This is a genomic window from Pseudonocardia hispaniensis (genome assembly GCF_042658695.1).
Taxonomy (GTDB): domain Bacteria; phylum Actinomycetota; class Actinomycetes; order Mycobacteriales; family Pseudonocardiaceae; genus Pseudonocardia; species Pseudonocardia hispaniensis.
Genome location: NZ_JBHSQW010000028.1, coordinates 50,126 through 68,151 on the forward strand (window position 1 = coordinate 50,126; position 18,026 = coordinate 68,151).

16 protein-coding genes are annotated in these 18,026 nt (G+C 73.1%); 13 read left to right on the plus strand and 3 right to left on the minus strand.

Translation table 11 applies throughout. The features are described from left to right. Positions 1-22 precede the first annotated feature (22 nt). From ACFQE5_RS13595 to ACFQE5_RS13625, 7 genes are all read left to right on the plus strand, one after another. Positions 23-601, plus strand: coding sequence for a YceD family protein (locus tag ACFQE5_RS13595; RefSeq protein WP_379585269.1), 579 nt, complete (start codon positions 23-25; stop codon positions 599-601). A 45-nt stretch (positions 602-646) separates the two neighbouring features. Further along, positions 647-829: a 50S ribosomal protein L32 gene (gene rpmF / locus ACFQE5_RS13600; protein WP_084795610.1), complete on the plus strand. Its 183-nt coding sequence runs from the start codon at positions 647-649 to the stop codon at positions 827-829. A 12-nt stretch (positions 830-841) separates the two neighbouring features. Continuing rightward, positions 842-1,591, plus strand: a complete 750-nt coding sequence (gene rnc / locus ACFQE5_RS13605; protein ID WP_379585270.1) for a ribonuclease III — start codon at positions 842-844, stop codon at positions 1,589-1,591. Between the two features lie 7 nt (positions 1,592-1,598). Beyond that, on the plus strand, positions 1,599-2,480 hold the full coding sequence (gene mutM, locus ACFQE5_RS13610) for a bifunctional DNA-formamidopyrimidine glycosylase/DNA-(apurinic or apyrimidinic site) lyase (protein WP_379585271.1): 882 nt from the start codon (positions 1,599-1,601) through the stop codon (positions 2,478-2,480). Positions 2,481-2,613: 133 nt separating this feature from the next. Then, entirely contained in the window at positions 2,614-2,886 is a 273-nt protein-coding gene (locus tag ACFQE5_RS13615; protein ID WP_379585272.1) for a hypothetical protein, read from the plus strand. Next, positions 2,879-4,144, plus strand: a complete 1,266-nt coding sequence (locus tag ACFQE5_RS13620; protein ID WP_379585273.1) for an MFS transporter — start codon at positions 2,879-2,881, stop codon at positions 4,142-4,144. The genes ACFQE5_RS13615 and ACFQE5_RS13620 overlap by 8 nt, the downstream gene beginning before the upstream one ends. A gap of 38 nt (positions 4,145-4,182) precedes the next feature. Next, entirely contained in the window at positions 4,183-4,860 is a 678-nt protein-coding gene (locus tag ACFQE5_RS13625) for a TetR/AcrR family transcriptional regulator (RefSeq protein WP_379585274.1), read from the plus strand. On the opposite strand, the gene ACFQE5_RS13630 is transcribed toward ACFQE5_RS13625, so the two are convergent. Together ACFQE5_RS13630 and ACFQE5_RS13635 are read right to left on the minus strand one after the other, a co-directional pair. Next, a complete protein-coding gene (locus ACFQE5_RS13630) occupies positions 4,838-5,869 on the minus strand; it encodes a magnesium and cobalt transport protein CorA (protein ID WP_379585275.1) in 1,032 nt (343 codons plus the stop codon). The genes ACFQE5_RS13625 and ACFQE5_RS13630 overlap by 23 nt on opposite strands. A 138-nt stretch (positions 5,870-6,007) precedes the next feature. After that, positions 6,008-6,706: a CAP domain-containing protein gene (locus ACFQE5_RS13635; protein WP_379585276.1), complete on the minus strand. Its 699-nt coding sequence runs from the start codon at positions 6,704-6,706 to the stop codon at positions 6,008-6,010. A 22-nt stretch (positions 6,707-6,728) separates the two neighbouring features. Between ACFQE5_RS13635 and ACFQE5_RS13640 the strand changes: the two genes are divergently transcribed. From ACFQE5_RS13640 to ACFQE5_RS13665, 6 genes are all read left to right on the plus strand, one after another. Continuing rightward, the gene (locus tag ACFQE5_RS13640; RefSeq protein WP_379585277.1) at positions 6,729-7,019 is read left to right on the plus strand and encodes an acylphosphatase; all 291 of its coding nucleotides are present in this window, start codon (positions 6,729-6,731) and stop codon (positions 7,017-7,019) included. A gap of 42 nt (positions 7,020-7,061) precedes the next feature. Then, positions 7,062-10,634 (plus strand): chromosome segregation protein SMC, encoded by a 3,573-nt coding sequence (gene smc, locus ACFQE5_RS13645; RefSeq protein WP_379585278.1) that lies wholly within the window; start codon positions 7,062-7,064, stop codon positions 10,632-10,634. A 51-nt stretch (positions 10,635-10,685) separates the two neighbouring features. Beyond that, a complete protein-coding gene (ftsY, locus tag ACFQE5_RS13650; protein ID WP_379585279.1) occupies positions 10,686-12,227 on the plus strand; it encodes a signal recognition particle-docking protein FtsY in 1,542 nt (513 codons plus the stop codon). 257 nt (positions 12,228-12,484) lie between these two features. Beyond that, a complete protein-coding gene (locus tag ACFQE5_RS13655; RefSeq protein ID WP_379585322.1) occupies positions 12,485-13,885 on the plus strand; it encodes an ammonium transporter in 1,401 nt (466 codons plus the stop codon). A gap of 3 nt (positions 13,886-13,888) precedes the next feature. Further along, positions 13,889-14,227: a P-II family nitrogen regulator gene (locus tag ACFQE5_RS13660; RefSeq protein ID WP_379585280.1), complete on the plus strand. Its 339-nt coding sequence runs from the start codon at positions 13,889-13,891 to the stop codon at positions 14,225-14,227. Then, positions 14,227-16,584 carry a [protein-PII] uridylyltransferase gene (locus ACFQE5_RS13665; RefSeq protein ID WP_379585281.1) on the plus strand — a complete coding sequence of 786 codons (2,358 nt, stop codon included), beginning with the start codon at positions 14,227-14,229 and terminating at the stop codon, positions 16,582-16,584. Before ACFQE5_RS13660 ends, ACFQE5_RS13665 begins: the two co-directional genes overlap by 1 nt. An 18-nt stretch (positions 16,585-16,602) precedes the next feature. Here the strand turns inward: ACFQE5_RS13665 and ACFQE5_RS13670 are convergent, their stop codons facing one another. After that, positions 16,603-17,976, minus strand: coding sequence for an FAD-binding oxidoreductase (locus tag ACFQE5_RS13670; RefSeq protein WP_379585282.1), 1,374 nt, complete (start codon positions 17,974-17,976; stop codon positions 16,603-16,605). Between the last annotated feature and the right edge of the window lie 50 nt (positions 17,977-18,026).

The following is an 18,026-nucleotide window of genomic DNA, read 5'->3' on the forward strand; positions in this document are numbered from 1 at the left end:
GAGGGCTATCCTGGCTGCGGTCATGACTACGCACCGCACCCCCACGCATCGCCCGGAAGCGGCGAGCCCGTGGGTATTCAGCACCAGGGAGCTCGGCCGCAGGCCGGGGGCCATGCGCACCGTCTCCCGCAGCATCGTCGCGCCCGACGCGCCGGGGGTGATCGGTATCGAGGGCGTCATCGCCGTTCCGGCGGGCTCGCCGATGCGGCTCGAGCTGCGGCTCGAGGCCGTCACCGAGGGCGTCTACGTCTCGGGAACGGTCTCGGCGGAGCTCGCCGGCGAATGCGCCCGTTGCCTCGACCCGATGAATGACGCCCTCGAGGTCGCCGTCGCGGAGCTGTTCGCCTACCCGGACAGCATCACCGAGGAGACCACCGACGCCGATGAGGTTCCGCGGCTGGTGGACGAGCTCATCGACCTCGAGCCGACCGTGCGGGACACGATCATCCTGGAGCTCCCGCTCGCGCCGCTGTGCTCGCCGGACTGCCTCGGCCTGTGCCCCGGCTGCGGGGGGCGCCGGGCCGATCTCGGGCCCGACCACGGGCATGAGAGACTGGACCCTCGGTGGGCCGCTCTGCGCGAGCACCTGCCGTCGGAATGACCCGGTCGTCCGACCGACACCCACGCACCATCGAGGAGTTTCGCTGTGGCCGTACCCAAGCGCCGGATGTCGCGGTCCAACACGCGCTCGCGCCGGGCGCAATGGAAGGCGGCTGCGCCGACCCTCGCCGCCTGCTCGAACCGCGCCTGCCGGGCCCCGAAGCCGCCGCACGTGGCCTGCCCGACCTGTGGAACCTACGACGGCCGTCAGGTCGTCCGCCCGGCCTGATCGCGCGTCCGCGTGGCGGAACGAAGCGTGCAGGGCACCGTGCAGGACCGCGGGCCGCTGCTGAGCGCACTCGGCGTGGAGATCGCCGACGATCTGCTCACGCTCGCGCTCACTCACCGTTCGTACGCCTACGAGCGCGGCGGGTTGCCGACCAACGAGCGGCTGGAGTTCCTGGGTGACTCGGTGCTCGGCGTCATCGTCACCGAACGGCTGTACCGGGACCACCCGGAGCTGCCCGAGGGGCAGCTCGCCAAGCTGCGCGCCAGCGTGGTCAACATGCACGCGCTGGCCGGGGTGGCCGCCGAGCTGAGCCCGGCCGGGCTGGGCGCCTATCTCTACCTCGGCCGCGGCGAGGAGCTGACCGGTGGCCGGTCGAAGGCGAGCATCCTCGCCGATGCGACCGAGGCCCTGATCGGCGCGGTGTATCTGGAGCACGGTCTCGAGGCCGCGCGGGGGCTGGTGCACCGACTGTTCGACGGGCTGCTGCGCTCCGCGCCCCTGCTGGGCGCCGGTCTCGACTGGAAGACCAGCCTGCAGGAGCTCACCGCCGCGTCCGACCTCGGCGTGCCCGAGTACCGGATCGCCGAGGACGGCCCCGACCACCTCAAGGTGTTCACGGCCACGGCCATCGTCGGCGGCCGCGAGCTCGGTTCGGGCGACGGGCGCACCAAGAAGGAAGCGGAGCAGAAGGCCGCGGAGCTGGCCTGGCGGACGCTGACCGCCGAGGCCGACGGCCGGATCGGCGAGTCCGGTCCCGGCTGAGCCCACCGTGCCCGAACTTCCCGAGGTCGAGGTCGTCCGCCGGGGACTCGCCGACCATGTGCTCCACCGGCGGATCGCCGCCGTCACGGTGTGGCATCCCCGTGCCGTCCGCCGCCATGTCGGTGGCGTGGCCGACTTCGCGGGCCGGCTCGCCGGGCGCACCATCACCGGTGTCCGCCGTCGCGGCAAGTACCTCTGGCTCGAGTTGGACGTCTCGGCCGCGGGGGACGACGCCGTTCTCGCCCATCTGGGGATGAGTGGGCAGCTGCTGGTCGCGGACTCCGGTCGTGCGGGCGAGAAGCACCTGCGGGTGCGCATCGCCTTCGACGACGACGGTCCTGAGCTGCGGTTCGTTGACCAGCGCACATTCGGCGGGCTCTCGGTGCACCCGTTGACCCCCGCCGCCGACGGCGGGCTGCTGCCCGAGCCGGTCGCCCATATCGCGCGCGATCCGATGGACCCGTCGTTTCGCCTCGACGACGCCGTGGCGGCGATCCGGCGCCGACGCACCGGGCTCAAGCGCGCCCTGCTCGACCAGACCCTGGTCTCCGGGATCGGCAACATCTACGCCGACGAGGCGCTGTGGCGGGCGCGACTGCACTGGGCCCGGCCGACCGAGACGCTGACCCGCGCCCAGGGCCGCGCGGTGCTCTCGGCCGCCGCCGAGGTGATGGCCGAGGCACTGGAGCAGGGCGGCACGTCGTTCGACGCGCTGTACGTCAACGTGAACGGGGCATCGGGGTACTTCGACCGATCGCTCAACGTCTACGGCCAGGCCGACCGGGCCTGCCGCCGCTGCGGCACTCCGATCCGGCGCGAGCCGTTCATGAACCGCTCGTCGTTCAGCTGCCCACGCTGCCAGCCTCGTCCGCGCCGGGCCCACGGGTAGTTCGCGCGAGCCGGGCCGTCCCGGCCGCGTCTCATGAGCCCGTCTCCTCAGCGCTATTGACAATCGCTCCCAGTAGTGATTTAGGGTTACCTCGCTCAATGCGTACATAATACTCATCAATCGAGGTGACGCTATGGCGGTGTGGTCCCGGCGGGGGTTCCTGCGTCATACCGGGGCCGCGTTCGGCCTGCCCGCGACCGCACCCGCGATCGCCGCCTGCGGCCCTTCCCGCACCGATGCCGCGGGGGTCTCGGTCGGCTCGGCGGCGACCCCGGCCCGCGGTGGGGTGCTGTGGGCCGCCGTCGCCGGGCGGGGACCGGGCGAGTTCCGCTACGCGGCGATGTGGGCGGCACGGACCCGGGCCCGGCGGGTCGGCGCCGCGGCCGGGGTGAGCGGCCGTGGCTGAGCCCTCGCCGGGGCCGCAGGCCGCGGCGCCCGCGGAGGGAGCGGGCGCCGCAGCCGCGAGCCCGGTGCGCCGCGGGGTGATCGCGCTGCTGCTCGGCGCGGTGCTCGCCGGGTTCACCGCCCAGCAGCTGCTCAACCCGGTACTGGCCCCCCTCTCGCGGGAGGTCCACCTCAGCGAGTTCCAGCTCGGGCTGGTGATCACCGCGGCGGCGGTGGCGTTCACCCTGGCCAGCTTGATCTGGGGGCGGATGTGCGATCGCTGGGGACATCGGGTGGTGCTGCTGACCGGACTGGTGCTCAGCGCGCTCGGGCTCGCCGCGTTCGCGGCGGTCGCTGCCTGGGCGCTCGCCGGGCCGCGGCCGATCCCCGCGGTGCTCACCGCGATGATCCTCACTCGGAGCCTGCTGTTCGGGGCCGGGATCGGTGCGGTCCCGGTGGCGGTGCTGGCGTATGTCAGCCGGGCGACCGCCGGAGAGGCGGCGCGCACCAAGGCGGTGTCGAGGGTCGGGGCGGCGTCGGCGCTGGCCCTGGTCCTCGGGCCGGGACTGGGCGGGGCGCTGGCCGTGGTCACGCTGCTCGCGCCGCTGTACCTCGCACCCGCGGTGCTCGCCGTGATCACGGTCGCGGTGGCGATCGCGGTGCCGCGCCCGGCGCGGTCGGGCGGGCCGCCCGCAGCCGACCGGGATGCGAAGCGGCCCGGCGGGCTGAGCCCGTTCGATCAGCGGTTGCGTCGATACCTCCTCGCCGGCTTCCTGATCTTCCTGTCCCTCGGCGTGATGCAGATCGTCCTCGGCTTCCTGTTCCAGGACCGGCTCGGGCTCGATGCCACAGCCGCCGCGGGCACCGTCGGCGCGGCCGGGTTCGCGACCGGTCTGGTGCTCGTCGCCGTGCAGGGGGTCCTGGTGCCGCGGATCGGCTGGGGGCCGGTTCGGTTGCTGCGGGTCGGGACGCCGCTGGCGGCGGTCGGTTTCGTGGTGCTGGCCCTCGGAGACACGTTCTGGTCGATGACGGCGGGTCTGATGGTCGTCGCGCTCGGCCTCGGGCTGGCGATGCCTGGCTACACCACCGGTGCCACGCTGCGGCTGCGCCCGACCGAGCAGGGCGCGGTGGCCGGCCTGGTGAACGCGACGAACGGCGCCACGTTCATCGTCGGCCCGCTGGTCGGGACCTGGCTGTACCAGTTCGGGCCCGGCCACCCGATCTGGGTGTGCGCCGTGCTGTGTGTGGTGGCGGCGGCCTCGGTCGTGCCGCGGCCGTGACGTGCCCGGGCGCGCGGTGCTGCCGAGGACGAGCCAGGATGAGAACCGTGGTGGAGGTTCGTGCGGGGCGGGGCAGCCCGATGCGTAAGGGGCGCGGTCGGCTGGACCGCCCCACGATCGTGGCCGCGGCCATTGCCGTGGCCCGGACCGAGGGGCTGTCCGCGGTCACCATGCGGCGCATCGCCGACGAGCTGGGCTGCGGGCCGATGTCGCTGTACCGGCACGTCGCCGACCGCGATGCGCTGGTGCTCGAGATGCTCGACGTGGTCGCCGCCGGCATCGAGGTCCCGCCCCCGGTGACCGAGCCGCGCGCCGAGCTCGTCGCCGTGCTGACCGCCGTGCATGCGGCGCTCGCCGTCGAGCACTGGGCGGTTCTCCCGCTGGTCATCGAGCGGCTGGCCAGCCCGCGGATCCTGCCGCTCGTCGAACGGGTCTTCGTGGCGCTTGCTCGGGCCGGAGTGGCCGGTCGGGACGTGGTGGCCGTCAACCAGTTGCTGTGGCAGTTCGTCTACGGCGAGCTGTTGTGGACCCACCACGACCGGCCGGCCACCTTCGCCCGGCAGATGGTGCACAACGCGTCGAGTGAGCAGTACCCGGCGCTCGCGGCGGCGGTCCGGGACCTGCCGGACGTCGTCACCGACCACTTCGACCAGAACCTGCGGCGGCTGCTCGACGGGGTGCTGCCGGGCAGCGTCACAGCCAGCCGCGACGCTTGAACAGCAGGTACAGCACCAGCGCCAACCCGAACATGAGCGCCAGGGCGAACGGATACCCGAGTGGCCAGGCCAGTTCGGGCATGAGCGTGAAGTTCATCCCGTAGATCCCGGCCACCACGGTCGGCGCGAACAGGATTGCGGCCCACGATGAAATGCGCTTGAGCTGCTCGTTCTGGTCGTAGCCCGCCTGGGCGAGCCGGGCCATCTCCTCGTTCTGTCGCTGGGCGACCAGCGTGGAGTTGACCACGAGGATGTCGCTGAGCAGCTGGCGAAAACCCTCCGTGCGTTCCAGCGCCCTGACGGCGTGGTCGGCGACGTCGCGCAGCGCCCGGCTCAGCTCCAGGTCGGGGGTGGCGCCTTCGCTGCCCACCCGCTGGTGCAGCGCGGCGATGAGGTCCTGCAGCGGCTGCACGGCGCGCTGGAAGGCGATCACCTCGCGGCTGAGCTGGTAGATCCGCTTCGAGACGCTCGGGTCACCGTCGAAGACCTGGGTCTCGATCTGGTCGATGTCGTCCTGCAGGCCGGAGAGCACCGGCCCGTAGTCGTCGACGACCTTGTCCAGCACCGCGTACAGCACGGCGAACGGCCCATGGGCGAGCAGTTCGGGATCGGCCTCCATCCGGAGGCGGACCTCGCTGAGGTCGGGCTCGGCGGCGTGCCGGACGGTGACCACGAACTCGGGACCGAGGAACAGGTGGATCTCGCCGAGCTCGATGATCTCGACCGGGTCGACGTAGCGGGCGGGGCGCAGGACCACGAACATCGTGTCGCCGTACCACTCCAGCTTGGGGCGCTGGTGGGCGTTCACGGTGTCCTCGATGGCGAGCTCGTGGAACTGGAACTCCTTGGCCACCACGTCGATCTCGTCGCGATCGGGTCGCAGCAGCCCGATCCAGCCGAAGCTGCGCCCGTCCGGGCAGCGGCGCAGCTCGGCGAAGGTCTGGTCGAGCGAGGTCGGCGACGCGACGCGGGTTCCATCGACGTAGACCGCGTTGTCGACGACGGTCACTGCGGGATCTCCGTTCACTCGCGTGGTTGCCCGGTACCGCAGCGTAACCGCACGTCCCAACCACCTGTGAGTGCGTAACAGTGTTCTAACACTGTTACGCACTCACAGGGGCGGCCGACCATCAGGAAGGATCTCCGGTCAGCGGCCGAAGTCCTGAGTCCAGTAGTTCCCGCGCGGATCGTGCCCGACGCCGACGGCGACGAGCGAGCAGTTGAGGATGTTGGCCCGATGGCCGGGGGAGGCCATCCAGGCCGCGACGACGGTCTTGGCGTCCGGTTGGCCCCGCGCGATGTTCTCCGCGCCGGGGGCGGGGTAACCCTGCGCGCGGATCCGCTGGTCGAAGCGGGTGCCGTCGGGGCTGGTGTGGGCGAAGTGGCCGGTCTCGGCCATCTCGCTGCTGTGCTGCTGCGCGACCGCGGCGATCCGGAGGTCGACGCGCAGCGGTGTGCAGCCGTGCCGGGCGCGTTCCTGGTTGGTCAGCGCGACGACCTGCGCCGCCGGCCCCGGGGCCGGCGCGGCGGTGGACGGGGTAGGGGACGACAACCGCTCGCGCGTCGGCGGCACCGAGGTGGACAGGGGAGTGGGGACCGCAGGTGTGGTCGATGGCACCGGGATCGCCGAGACGGTGCCGGCCGGGGCCGGTGCGGCCGGTGTCGTTCGGTTCGCGGTGGACGTGGCGGGGACGTGTTCGCCGAGGGCGGCGGCGTTCCCCGGTGGGGAGATCGCGGCGGTCGGCTGCGCGGATCCGCCGACCGCGGTGCCGAAACCCGCGAGCAGCCCGCCGGTCACCAAGCCGACCAGCAGCACCGTGCCGTTCCGACGCCTCCAGCGGATCACGTCGCGGTAACGTAGCAGCATTGTGAGTATCAACTTCGGATCCGCCGTTCGGCTCACGGCGTGGGTGCACGGGAGGGTGCAGGGGGTCGGATTCCGCTGGTGGACCCGGTCGCGAGCGCTCGAGCTCGGGCTGGTCGGGCGGGTCGAGAACCTCTCTGACGGGCGGGTCGCCGTCGTGGCGGAAGGCCTGCGTGCCGACTGCGAACGGCTGCTGCACGCCCTGCGCGGCGGCCGGACGCCCGGGCGCGTCGACCGGGTCGTGGAGCAATGGACCGAGGCCCGCGGCGGGTTCGACGGGTTCACCGAGCACTGACCGGTAGCCTCGAGATCACCACATTCCCGGGAGCCGTCCGCCGTGCATCTGAAGAGCCTGACGCTGAAGGGTTTCAAGTCATTCGCCTCGTCGACCACGCTGCGGCTGGAGCCAGGGATCACCTGCGTGGTGGGCCCCAACGGTTCGGGTAAGTCCAACGTCGTCGACGCCATCAGCTGGGTCCTCGGCGAGCAGGGGGCCAAGGCGCTGCGTGGCGGCAAGATGGAGGACGTGATCTTCGCCGGCACGTCCGGCCGGCCACCGTTGGGGCGCGCCGAGGTCACGCTCACCATCGACAACTCCGACGGCGCGCTGCCCATCGAGTACTCCGAGGTCTCGATCACCCGGCGGATGTTTCGCGACGGCGCGGGTGAGTACGAGATCAACGGCTCGTCCTGCCGGCTGCTGGACATCCAGGAGTTGCTGTCGGACTCCGGGATCGGCCGCGAGATGCATGTCGTGGTCGGTCAGGGTCAACTCGATTCCATCCTGCAGTCCAAACCGGAGGACCGGCGCGCCTACATCGAGGAGGCGGCCGGCGTCCTCAAACACCGCAAACGCAAGGAGAAGGCGCTTCGCAAGCTCGACGCGATGCAGGCCAACCTCACCCGTCTCACCGACCTCACCGGCGAGCTGCGTCGCCAGCTCAAACCCCTCGGGCGCCAGGCCGAGATCGCGCGGCGCGCGCAGGCCGTCCAGGCCGAGCTGCGGGACGCCCGGCTGCGGCTCACCGCCGACGACCTGGTGACCCTGCGCGACGCGATCGCCCGCGAGGAGGCCGACGAGGCGGCGGCGCGAGCCCAGCGCGCCGCGGTCTCCGAGCAGCTCATCGCGGCCCGTGAGCAGCAGTCCGGGCTGGAGGCGGCGCTGGCCACGGACGCGCCCCGGCTGGCCGCCGCGCAGGACGTCTGGTATCGGCTCTCCGCGCTGGCGGAACGGTTGCGGGGCATGGTGCGGCTGGCCCAGGAACGCGTCCGGCACCTCGGCTCCGAGCCCGATGGGGGCCGCGCCCAGGGCCGCGATCCGGACGATCTCGAACGCGAGGCCGACCTCGTCGCCGAGCAGGAGGACGAGCTGGTCGCGGTGGTGGCGCAGGCGCGGCGGCGGCTGTCGGAGATCCTGGAGGAGCGCGCCGAGCACGAGCGCACCCTGGCTGCGGCCGAACGCGCGCATCTGGCCGCGGTCCGCGCGATCGCCGACCGCAAGGCCGGGATCGCGACGCTGGCCGGGAAGGCCGAGGCGCTGCGCAGCGGCGTCGCGGCCACCGCCGAGGAGATCGAGCGGCTGTCCGAGGCGCTGTCCGAGGCCCTGGACCGCACCGCGCAGGCCGCCCTCGAACTGGAGGCGGCGCGCGACGAGCTGGGGATACTCGCCGAGGACATCTCCGGCGACGCCCTCCAGGGACGGGTCGCCGCCGCCGTCGAGGCGCACGAGAGCTCGCGTGCCCGGGTCGCGGAGCTGGCCGAACGGGAGCGCGAGGTCGAGCGGCAGCGAACGCACTGGCGGGCCAGGGTGGACGCGCTGTCGGTGGGTCTGGCGCGTAAGGACGGTTCCGGCACGCTGCTGCACGGCGACCATGCCGGGGTGCTCGGCCCGGTGTCCGGGCTGCTCTCCGTGCTTCCCGAGGCGCGGACGGCGATCGCCGCGGTGCTCGGCGAGCTCGCCGACGGGGTTGCGGTCGACTCGGCGGTGAGCGCGGTCGCCGCCTTGCGGGCGCTGCGCGACGCCGATGCCGGGACCGCCGCGCTGCTGGTCGGCGGCGCACCCAACGGCGTTCGACGCGGCGAGCCTCCCGCGGGGCGGTGGGCGACATCGTTGGTCAGTGCCCCGCCGCCGCTGAGCGACACGGTGTCCGGGCTGCTGCACGACGTCGTGGTCGTCGAGGGGTTGGACGCCGCGCGCGCCGTCGTCGAGGCGTCGCCCTCGCTCACCGCGGTCACCACCGACGGCGACGTTCTGGCCGCGGGCCGTGCCCGTGGCGGTTCCGGCGCGGGCGCGAGCGCACTGGATTTGCAGGCGGCCATCGACGGTGCCGTCGAGGCGCGCGAGGCGGCGGAACAGGAGCTGGCCCGGCTGCGCCCGGCGCTCGAGGGGGCCCGTGCCGAGGAGGCCGCGCGGCTGGCCGAGCTCGACGGCGCCAAGCAGGCGCGCCGCGCCGCCGAGGCGCGGCGGGCGGCCGCGAGTGCGCAGCTCGGGCGGCTGGAGCAGGTCGTGCGCTCGGCGGAGGCGGAGGCGGGTCGGCTGCGGGAGCGTCGCGACGCCGTGGAGGCGCGCCGGTCGGACGCTCTTCTTGCGCTCGAGGCGGCCGAACACCAGCTCGCGGTGGCCGAGGGTGAGCCGTTGGAGGAGGAGCCCGACACCGAGGTCCGCGACACCGCGGCCGAGGCGCTGGCGCAGGCCCGTTCGGCGGAGGTCGAGGCGCGGCTGACCCTGCGCACGGCCGAGGAGCGGGCCAGGGCGATCGCGGGCCGGGCCGAGTCGCTGCGCAGGCAGGCCGTGTCGGAGCGGCAGGCCCGGGCCCGGGCGGCCGAGGCGCGGGCGCAACGCGAGCGTGCCGCGGCGGTCGCGGCGGTCGTCGCCGAGGCGGGGGAGAACGCCCTCGGGCGGCTGGAGGTCTCGCTGGCCGGTGCGGCGGCCGAGCGCGACGCCGCGGCGGCGGCCCGGACCGAGCGGGAGGAGGCGCTGGAGAAGGCGCGTACCACCGCCGGACGGCTGACCGAGCTGCTGGAGAAGCTCACCGATGCCGTGCACCGCGACGAGGTGTTGCGCGCCCAGTCCCGGCTGCGTCTCGAGCAGCTCACCGAGAAGGCCCTCAGCGAGTACGGACTGGCGGTCGACGACCTCGTCGCCGAGTACGGGCCGCACGTGCCGGTCCCGCCGTCGGCGGCGGAGCTGGCCGAGTACGAGACGGCCAAGGAGCGCGGCGAGGACGTCGTGGCGCCGCCCGCGATGCCCTATGACCGGGCCACCCAACAGCGGCGGGTCACCCGCGCGGAGAAGGACCTGTCGCTGTTGGGCAAGGTCAACCCGCTGGCGCTGGAGGAGTTCGCGGCGCTGGAGGAGCGGTACCGGTTCCTGTCCACGCAGCTGGAGGACCTGAAGAACACCCGGCGCGACCTCCTGACGGTGGTTCGCGAGGTCGACGACAAGATCCTCGAGGTATTCACCGCCGCGTACGCCGACGTCGCCCGCGAGTTCGAGATCGTCTTCGCCACCCTGTTCCCGGGCGGGCAGGGGCGGCTGCAGCTCACCGATCCCGATGACCTGCTGGCCACCGGCATCGAGGTGGAGGCGCGCCCACCGGGCAAGAAGATCAAGCGGCTGTCGCTGCTCTCGGGCGGTGAGCGGTCGCTGACGGCGGTCGCGCTGCTCGTCGCGATCTTTCGGGCCCGGCCGTCGCCGTTCTACATCCTCGACGAGATCGAGGCCGCGCTCGACGAGGTCAACCTTCGGCGGCTGATCGGCCTGATGGAGGAGCTGCGCAGCACCTCGCAGCTGATCGTCATCACCCACCAGAAGCCGACGATGGAGGTCGCCGACGCACTGTACGGCGTGTCGATGCGCGGGGACGGGATCACCGCCGTCATCTCCCAGCGGCTGCGCCCGGCCTCGTAGCATCGCCGGTCTGGAGGAGGCGCCGAGCGGGCGGCATGACAGGCTTGTCGGGTGACCACGGAGACCCTGTGGATCGTCGTGGCGGTGGTCGCGGCGGTCCTGTTGATCGTCCTCGTGCTCGGCCTCGTCATCGGCCGGCGCCGCCGGATCAGCCTGCGCGAATCCGAGCAGCTCAGACCGGAGGAGGGTCCGGAGGCGCTCCCGCCGCGGCGCGGCGGTACGTACCAGACCGACCGCGGGTTCAGCTTCTCCGCCGGGACGGGGACCGCGACCCTGCCGGAACCGGCCGACACCGCGCCGCCGCCGGTGGAGGTGCCGCCGGTGGACTCCGCGCCGCCGGTGGACTCCGCGCCGCCGGTGGAGGTGCCGCCGAGCCGGCCCGCGGAGCCGGTTGCCGAGCCGGAGCCGGTTGCCGAGCCGGAGCAGGCCGTCGCCGAGCCGGAGGCCCCGCCCGCGCCGAAGCCTGCTGCCCCGGAACCCACCGCGCCGGAACGCCCGGCCGAACCCGCCCCGCAGGCCCCGCCCGCGCCGAAGCCTGCTGCCCCGGAACCCACCGCGCCGGAACGCCCGGCCGAACCCGCCCCGCAGGCCCCTCCCGCCCCGGCCCCGGAGATCAGCGGCAACGGTGCGGCACCCGCCGTCGCGGCCCCACCCGCTCCCACCGAACCCATCGCCCCCACCGCGGGCCGTCTCGAGCGGCTCCGCGGACGACTGGCCCGCTCCCGCACCGGGTTCGGGCAGAGCCTGCTCGGCCTGCTCGGCGCGGGTGAGCTCGACGAGGAGTCGTGGGAGGACGTCGAGGCCACTCTCCTGCAGGCCGACCTCGGCCCGGAGACCACACTGGAGCTCGTCGAGACCCTGCGCACCGAACTGGCCGCCCGCGGCGTGCGCACCGCCGACCAGGCCCGTGCGCTGCTCAAAGAGGTACTGACCACGGAGTTGCACACCGAACTGGACCGGTCGGTGCGGGCGCTGCCGCACGACGGCCGGCCGGCCGTGGTGCTCATCGTCGGGGTCAACGGCACCGGGAAGACCACGACCACGGGCAAGCTCGCCCGCGTGCTCGTGGCCGACGGCCGCACCGTCGTGCTCGGGGCAGCCGACACGTTCCGGGCCGCCGCCACCGAGCAGCTCGTCACCTGGGGTGAACGCGCCGGGGCCGCGGTCGTGCGTGGACCCGAGGGCTCGGACCCGGCGAGCGTCGCGTTCGACGCCGTCAAACGCGCCGCCGCCGACGGCGTGGACGCCGTGCTGCTCGACACCGCGGGACGGCTGCACACCAAGACCGGGCTGATGGACGAGCTGGGCAAGGTCAAGCGCGTCGTGGAGAAGCAGGCCGAGGTCGATGAGGTGCTGCTGGTCCTGGACGCCACGACCGGCCAGAACGGCCTGATGCAGGCCCGGGTGTTCGCCGATGTCGTCAAGGTGACCGGGATCGTGCTCACCAAGCTGGACGGCACCGCCAAGGGCGGCATCGTGTTCCGGGTGCAGCGCGAGCTGGGCGTCCCGGTGAAGCTCGTCGGCCTCGGCGAGGGCCCGGACGACCTGGCGCCGTTCGAGCCCGCCGCGTTCGTCGACGCGCTGCTGAACTGACCCGGGAACGGTCTCGGCCTCCGGCGTCTCGCCTCCCGGCGTCCGCCCATGATCGCCGTTTCGGCGGCGCGGGCCGCGATCCGCGCGGCTGCGGGCTCCCAATCGTCGATCACGGCCGGGGACGGGGCGGGCACCGCGTAATACCCTCGTAACCGACGGGCGGTGTGCGTTCACCCGGCGGAAACAACGGGCGCCCGTTGCCGAAACACACCGCGCCGACGATTCCCTCCAGCCTGGTCGAGAAGCTGGAGGGAATCGTGGTCAACGCAGGTAACACTGCCTGGGTACTCGTGAGCGCCGCGCTCGTGATGCTCATGACGCCCGGCCTGGCGTTCTTCTACGGCGGGATGGTCCGCAGCAAGAACGTGCTGAACATGCTGATGATGAACTTCATCTGCCTCGCCGTCGTGGGTGTCCTGTGGGCCCTGTTCGGCTACAGCTGGGCCTTCGGGAACGACGCGTTCGGCGGCCTCATCGGCGGCAACGAGTTCGCGGGACTGGCCAACACGATCGGGCATCTCGTCGGGTACGCGGCGACCGACCCGGCGACGGGCGCGGTCACCCCGTGGCCGGGCAACGACGCGTTGCCCACCACCGCGTTCGTCATGTTCCAGCTGATGTTCGCGGTGATCACGCCTGCGCTGATCTCGGGCGCGATCGCCGACCGGACGAAGTTCTGGGCGTGGACGGCGTTCGTCGCGGGCTGGGTGACCCTGTGCTACTTCCCGGTGGCCCACTGGGTGTTCGCGTTCGACGGGTTCACCGGGCCGGACAACACCGGCGGCTGGATCGCCAACGTCCTCAAGGCCGAGGACTTCGCGGGAGGCACCGCGGTCCACATCAACGCCGGCGCCGCCGCGTTGGCCCTGGCGATCGTGCTCGGCCGGCGCAAGGGCTGGCCGCGCGAGCGCATGCGTCCGCACAACCTCCCGTTCGTGCTGCTCGGCGCGAGCCTGCTGTGGTTCGGCTGGTACGGCTTCAACGCCGGGTCGGCGCTGGGCGCCGGCGACCTCGCCGGGCTCGCCTTCACCAACACCACACTCGCGACCGGCACCGCCGTCCTCGGCTGGCTGGTCGTCGAGCAGGTGCGCGACGGTAAGCCGACCACCTTGGGCGCGGCCTCGGGCGCGGTGGCGGGACTGGTCGCGATCACCCCGGCCTGTGGGTTCGTCACGCCGCTCGGCGCGTTGGCCATCGGGGTCATCGCCGGTGCGCTCTGCGCGCTGGCCGTCGGGCTCAAGTACCGGTTCGGCTTCGACGACTCGCTCGACGTCGTCGGTGTCCACCTGGTCGGCGGGCTCGTCGGCACCCTGCTCATCGGCCTGTTCGGCACCAGCAGCGTGAACGCCGCCGCGCCCGGGGAGAACGGCCTGTTCTACGGCGGCGGTCTCACCCAGCTCGGTCGTCAGGCACTGGCCGCGGGTGCCGTGATGCTCTACTCCTTCCTCATCGCGCTGATCCTTGGTTACCTCATCAAGGCCACCATCGGTTTCCGGGTCGACGACGACGCCGAGGTGATCGGTATCGACGAGTCCGAGCACGCCGAGACCGGCTACGACTACTCGGGCCTCGGTGGGGCCGGCGGGTTGGGGTCGCCCCGGCCGCGGCTCGCGACGTCCGACGGCCCGGCCCGGGCCATCGCAGGCAAGGAGAACTGAGTCATGAAGCTGGTCACGGCGATCGTCAAGCCCTTCGTCCTGGAGGACGTCAAGACGGCCCTCGAGCAGATCGGGGTGCTGGGGATGACGATCAGCGAGGTGCAGGGGTACGGCAGGCAGAAGGGCCACACCGAGGTCTACCGGGGCGCGGAGTACGCCGTCGACTTCGTGCCGAAGATCCGGGTGGAGGTCCTGGCCGACGACGCCCTCGCGGACAAGGTGGTCGACGCGGTCGTCGAGGCGGCGCGGACCGGCAAGATCGGTGACGGCAAGGTCTGGATGACCCCCGTCGACACCGTGGTCCGGGTCCGTACCGGTGAGCGGGGCGGCGACGCGGTCTGATGCTCGGCTCGGCGGACGACCTCGTCGCGGCGAAGGCCGCATTGCTACGCCCGCGGGGCGGCAGGCGTCGGCTCGGCCCGGAGGCCCTGCGCGCCGCGCTGGTGGACCTGCACGACTTCTGGTTGTCCGCCCGGGGCGCTGCGGCCGGGCTGGGTACGGGCGCGGCGCTGGTGGCGGTCGGCGCGCTCGGTCGCCGCGAGCTCGCCCCGCATTCCGATCTCGACCTGGTGCTGCTGCACGACGGGCGGTCCGAGATCGAACCGCTGGCGGAACGGATCTGGTATCCGCTGTGGAACGCGGGGATCGGGCTCGACCACGCGGTCCGCACTCCGGACCAGGCCGTCGCGGTTGCGGCCGGTGATCTGCGCGCCGCCTTCGGGCTGTTGGAGGCCCGGCACATCGCCGGCGACGCGGAGCTGTTCGCCGTGCTGCACGCCGGAATCCGCCGGTCCTGGCGGGCCGGCATCCGGGGCCGCTTCGACGAGATCGCCGAGGCCGTCGAGCGGCGCTGGCAGGCGGCGGGCGACGTCGCGCACCGGGTGGAGCCGGACCTGAAGAACGGTCACGGCGGGTTGCGCGACGTCCAGCTCCTCGATGCGCTCGCCGCGGCGCAGCTGGTCGACCGGCCCACGGGGGAGGTCGCGGCGGCCCACGCCCTGCTGCTCGATGTGCGTACCGAGCTGCACCGGCTCGCCGGTCGGCCCCGCGACGTGATGCGGGCCCAGGACGCCGACGAGATCGCGGTGGCCCTTGCGCTCGGTGACCGTTTCGAGCTGGCCAGGGCGCTGTCCGGGGCGGCTCGCTCGGTGGCGTTCGCCGCGGAGGTCGCGCTGCGCGCCGCGCGCAGCGCGCTACCCCGCCGCGGGCTCGCCGCCCTGCGCCGGACCCCGGTTCGTCGTCCCCTCGGCTCGGGGGTGGTCGAACATCTCGGCGAGGTCGTGCTGGCCAGGGACGCGTCGGCGGTGCGTGATCCGGCCCTGACGTTGCGGGTGGCGGCCGCCGCCGCCCGGACCGGGTTGCCGGTGGCCGCCGGGACCCTACACCGGCTGGCCGGGACCGCCCCCGAGCTGCGCGAGCCGTGGCCCCGCCCGGCGCTCGACGAGCTGCTGGCGCTGCTGGGGGCGGGCCGCGGCATGGTCGGGGTGGTCGAGGCGCTGGACCGGACCGGGCTGTGGGGCAGGCTGTTCCCCGAGTGGGGAGCCGTACGCGACCTGCCGCCGCGCGACCGCGCGCACCTGTGGACGGTGGACCGGCACCTCGTGGAGACCTGCGCTCAGGCCGCCCGGCTCACCACCCGGGTGGCGCGGCCCGATCTGCTGCTGGTCGCGGCGTTGCTGCACGACATTGGCAAGGGTCGTGGGGGCGACCATTCGGTGATCGGCGCCTCGCTGGCCACCCAGATCGGGCGCCGGCTCGGCTTTCCCGGCCCGGACGTCGCCGTCCTCGACGCCGTCGTGCGGCATCACCTGCTGCTGCCGCACATCGCGACCCGCCGCGACCTCGACGACCCGGCGACGGTCACGCGCGTCGTTGACGCCTTGGCGGGTAACGGTCTGGTCCTGGACCTGCTCGACACGCTCGCGGAGGCCGACGCGCTCGCCACCGGCCCCGGGGTGTGGAGCCCGTGGAAGCAGAAGCTGATCCGTGACCTGACCGACCGCGCCCGGGCGCTGATGGCCGGGGAGCCGCTGCCGGAACCGGGCCCGCTCAGCGTCGCGAACCGGGAGCTCGCCGCGACGGTGCTCGCCCAGGGGCGGCCCCAGGTCCGGATGAGCGGCACCGAGGCCGCCAGCGTCGTGGTCGCGGCGCCCGCGATCAGCCGGCCGAGTCGGCCGGGCCCGCTCTCGGCCGCCGCGGGTGTGCTGGCCCTGCACTCGCTGGAGGTCTACGCGGCGGAGCTGCGAACCGAGGGCACCGTGGCGGTCCACGAGTTCCGGGTGTCCCCACGGTTCGGTCGGCTGCCCGATCCCGCGTTGATCCGCGCGGATCTGATCCGGGTGCTCGACGGCACGCTCGTGCTCGCCGACGCCCTGGCCCGCAAGGAACACGACTACGCCCCGACCGTCCCGGACGCCGACGACCCGGCCCCGCCGCGGGTGCTCTGGTTCGACGACGAGGCCAGTGGTGTCGTGGTGCTCGAACTGCGGGCGACCGACCGCATCGGGCTGCTGCACCGGGTGGCCGCGGCGCTCGAGGGCTGCGGGGTCGAGCTGCGCTGGGCGCGCGTGTCGACCCTGGGCTCGTCGGTCGTCGACTCGTTCGGCGTGGCCGGGTGCCGGCCCGGCCACGGGCCGGCGGGGACGGAGCGCCGCGCGGTGGAGCAGGCCGTGCTGGCCGCCGCGGCCGAGCCGAGGTAGCGCCGTACCGGTGGACCGTCAGCCCGCCGGTTCGACGTTCTGGTTGAGGTGGAAGACGTTCTCCGGGTCGAAGGTGGCCTTGACCTGCTGCAGGCGCCGATAGGTGCGGCCGTAGTTCTCCGGGGCCCGCGCCGCGTCGTCCGCCGCCATGAAGTTGATGTAGCCGCCCTCGGTCCCGGAGTAGGGATGGACGGCGGCGTAGTAGTCCCGGACCCACCGGATGTCGGCCTCGTCGTCGCCGGGCTCCGGCCAGAACGAACCGATGACCATCGCGTACCTCGCGTCGCGGTGGCCGAACGCCGTCTCGTCCGGATCGACCCGCGCTGCCGCGCCGTTGATGGGGTAGAGGTGCATCGTGGAGGCGACGGTCGGGGTCCGGGGACCGTGTTCGAGATGCGCCGCGATGGCCGCATCGGGCAGTTCGCGGACGAAGTCCGCCTTCCAGTACTGCCGGATCCCCTTGAAGAACAGCCCGTCGAAGGCCGCGTTCAGCACGGGGTAGGGCATGGGCCCCACCATCTCGGCCTTGACCTCGGCGACGTCGCGGAACGGCTTGATCGCCTGCTCGCCCTGCTCCGGGCGGCCGCTCCAGCACGTCACGATCGCGCAGAACACGTCCCCGTGGCGGTCCTCGGGGATGAACGGAAGCGGCGGGGCCAGCTGCCAGCCGAAGAACGCCCCGAGTTGCTCGGGTGCGTCCTGGATGTAGGTGTCGTAGGCCCGCATGACGGCGGGCGCGTCCTCGACCTCGTACAGCAGCGGGCCGCCGTAGATCGTCTCGACGTCGTGCAGGGCGAGTTCGAGCGAGGTGACGACGCCGAAGTTCCCGCTGCCGCCGCGCAGCGCCCAGAACAGGTCCTCGTTCTCGTACTCGCTCGCGACGAGGATGCGACCGTCCGCGGTGACCACCTCGGCGCTCACCAGGTTGTCGCAGGACAGGCCGCAGCCGCGGGTGAGGTAGCCGATGCCCCCGCCCAGCGTCAGACCGCCCACCCCGGTGGTGGAGATGATCCCGCCGGTGGTGGCGAGACCGTAGGCGTGGGTCGCGTGGTTGAAATCTCCCCATGTCGCGCCGCCCCCGGCGCGAGCGGTCTTCTTGACCGGGTCCACGAACACGTTGTTGATCAGCGACAGGTCGAGGACGACGCCGCCGTCACAGGTGCCGAACCCGGGGGCGCTGTGCCCGCCGCCCCGGACCGCGAGGTCGAGCCCGGACTCGCGGGCGTGGTTCACGACCGCAACGGCATCGGCGGTCGCGGTGGCCCGCACGATCAGCGCGGGCCGCCGGTCGTGCATGCCGTTGTGGACGCGGCGGTGTTCGTCGTAGCCGTCGTCGCCCGGCTCGAGGATCGGACCGCGCACCTGCTCGCGTAGCTCGGTGATGGTGGTCATGATCGCCTCCGCTTCGGGTACCAACTGCCGGTGCGGAGGATGGCGGACGG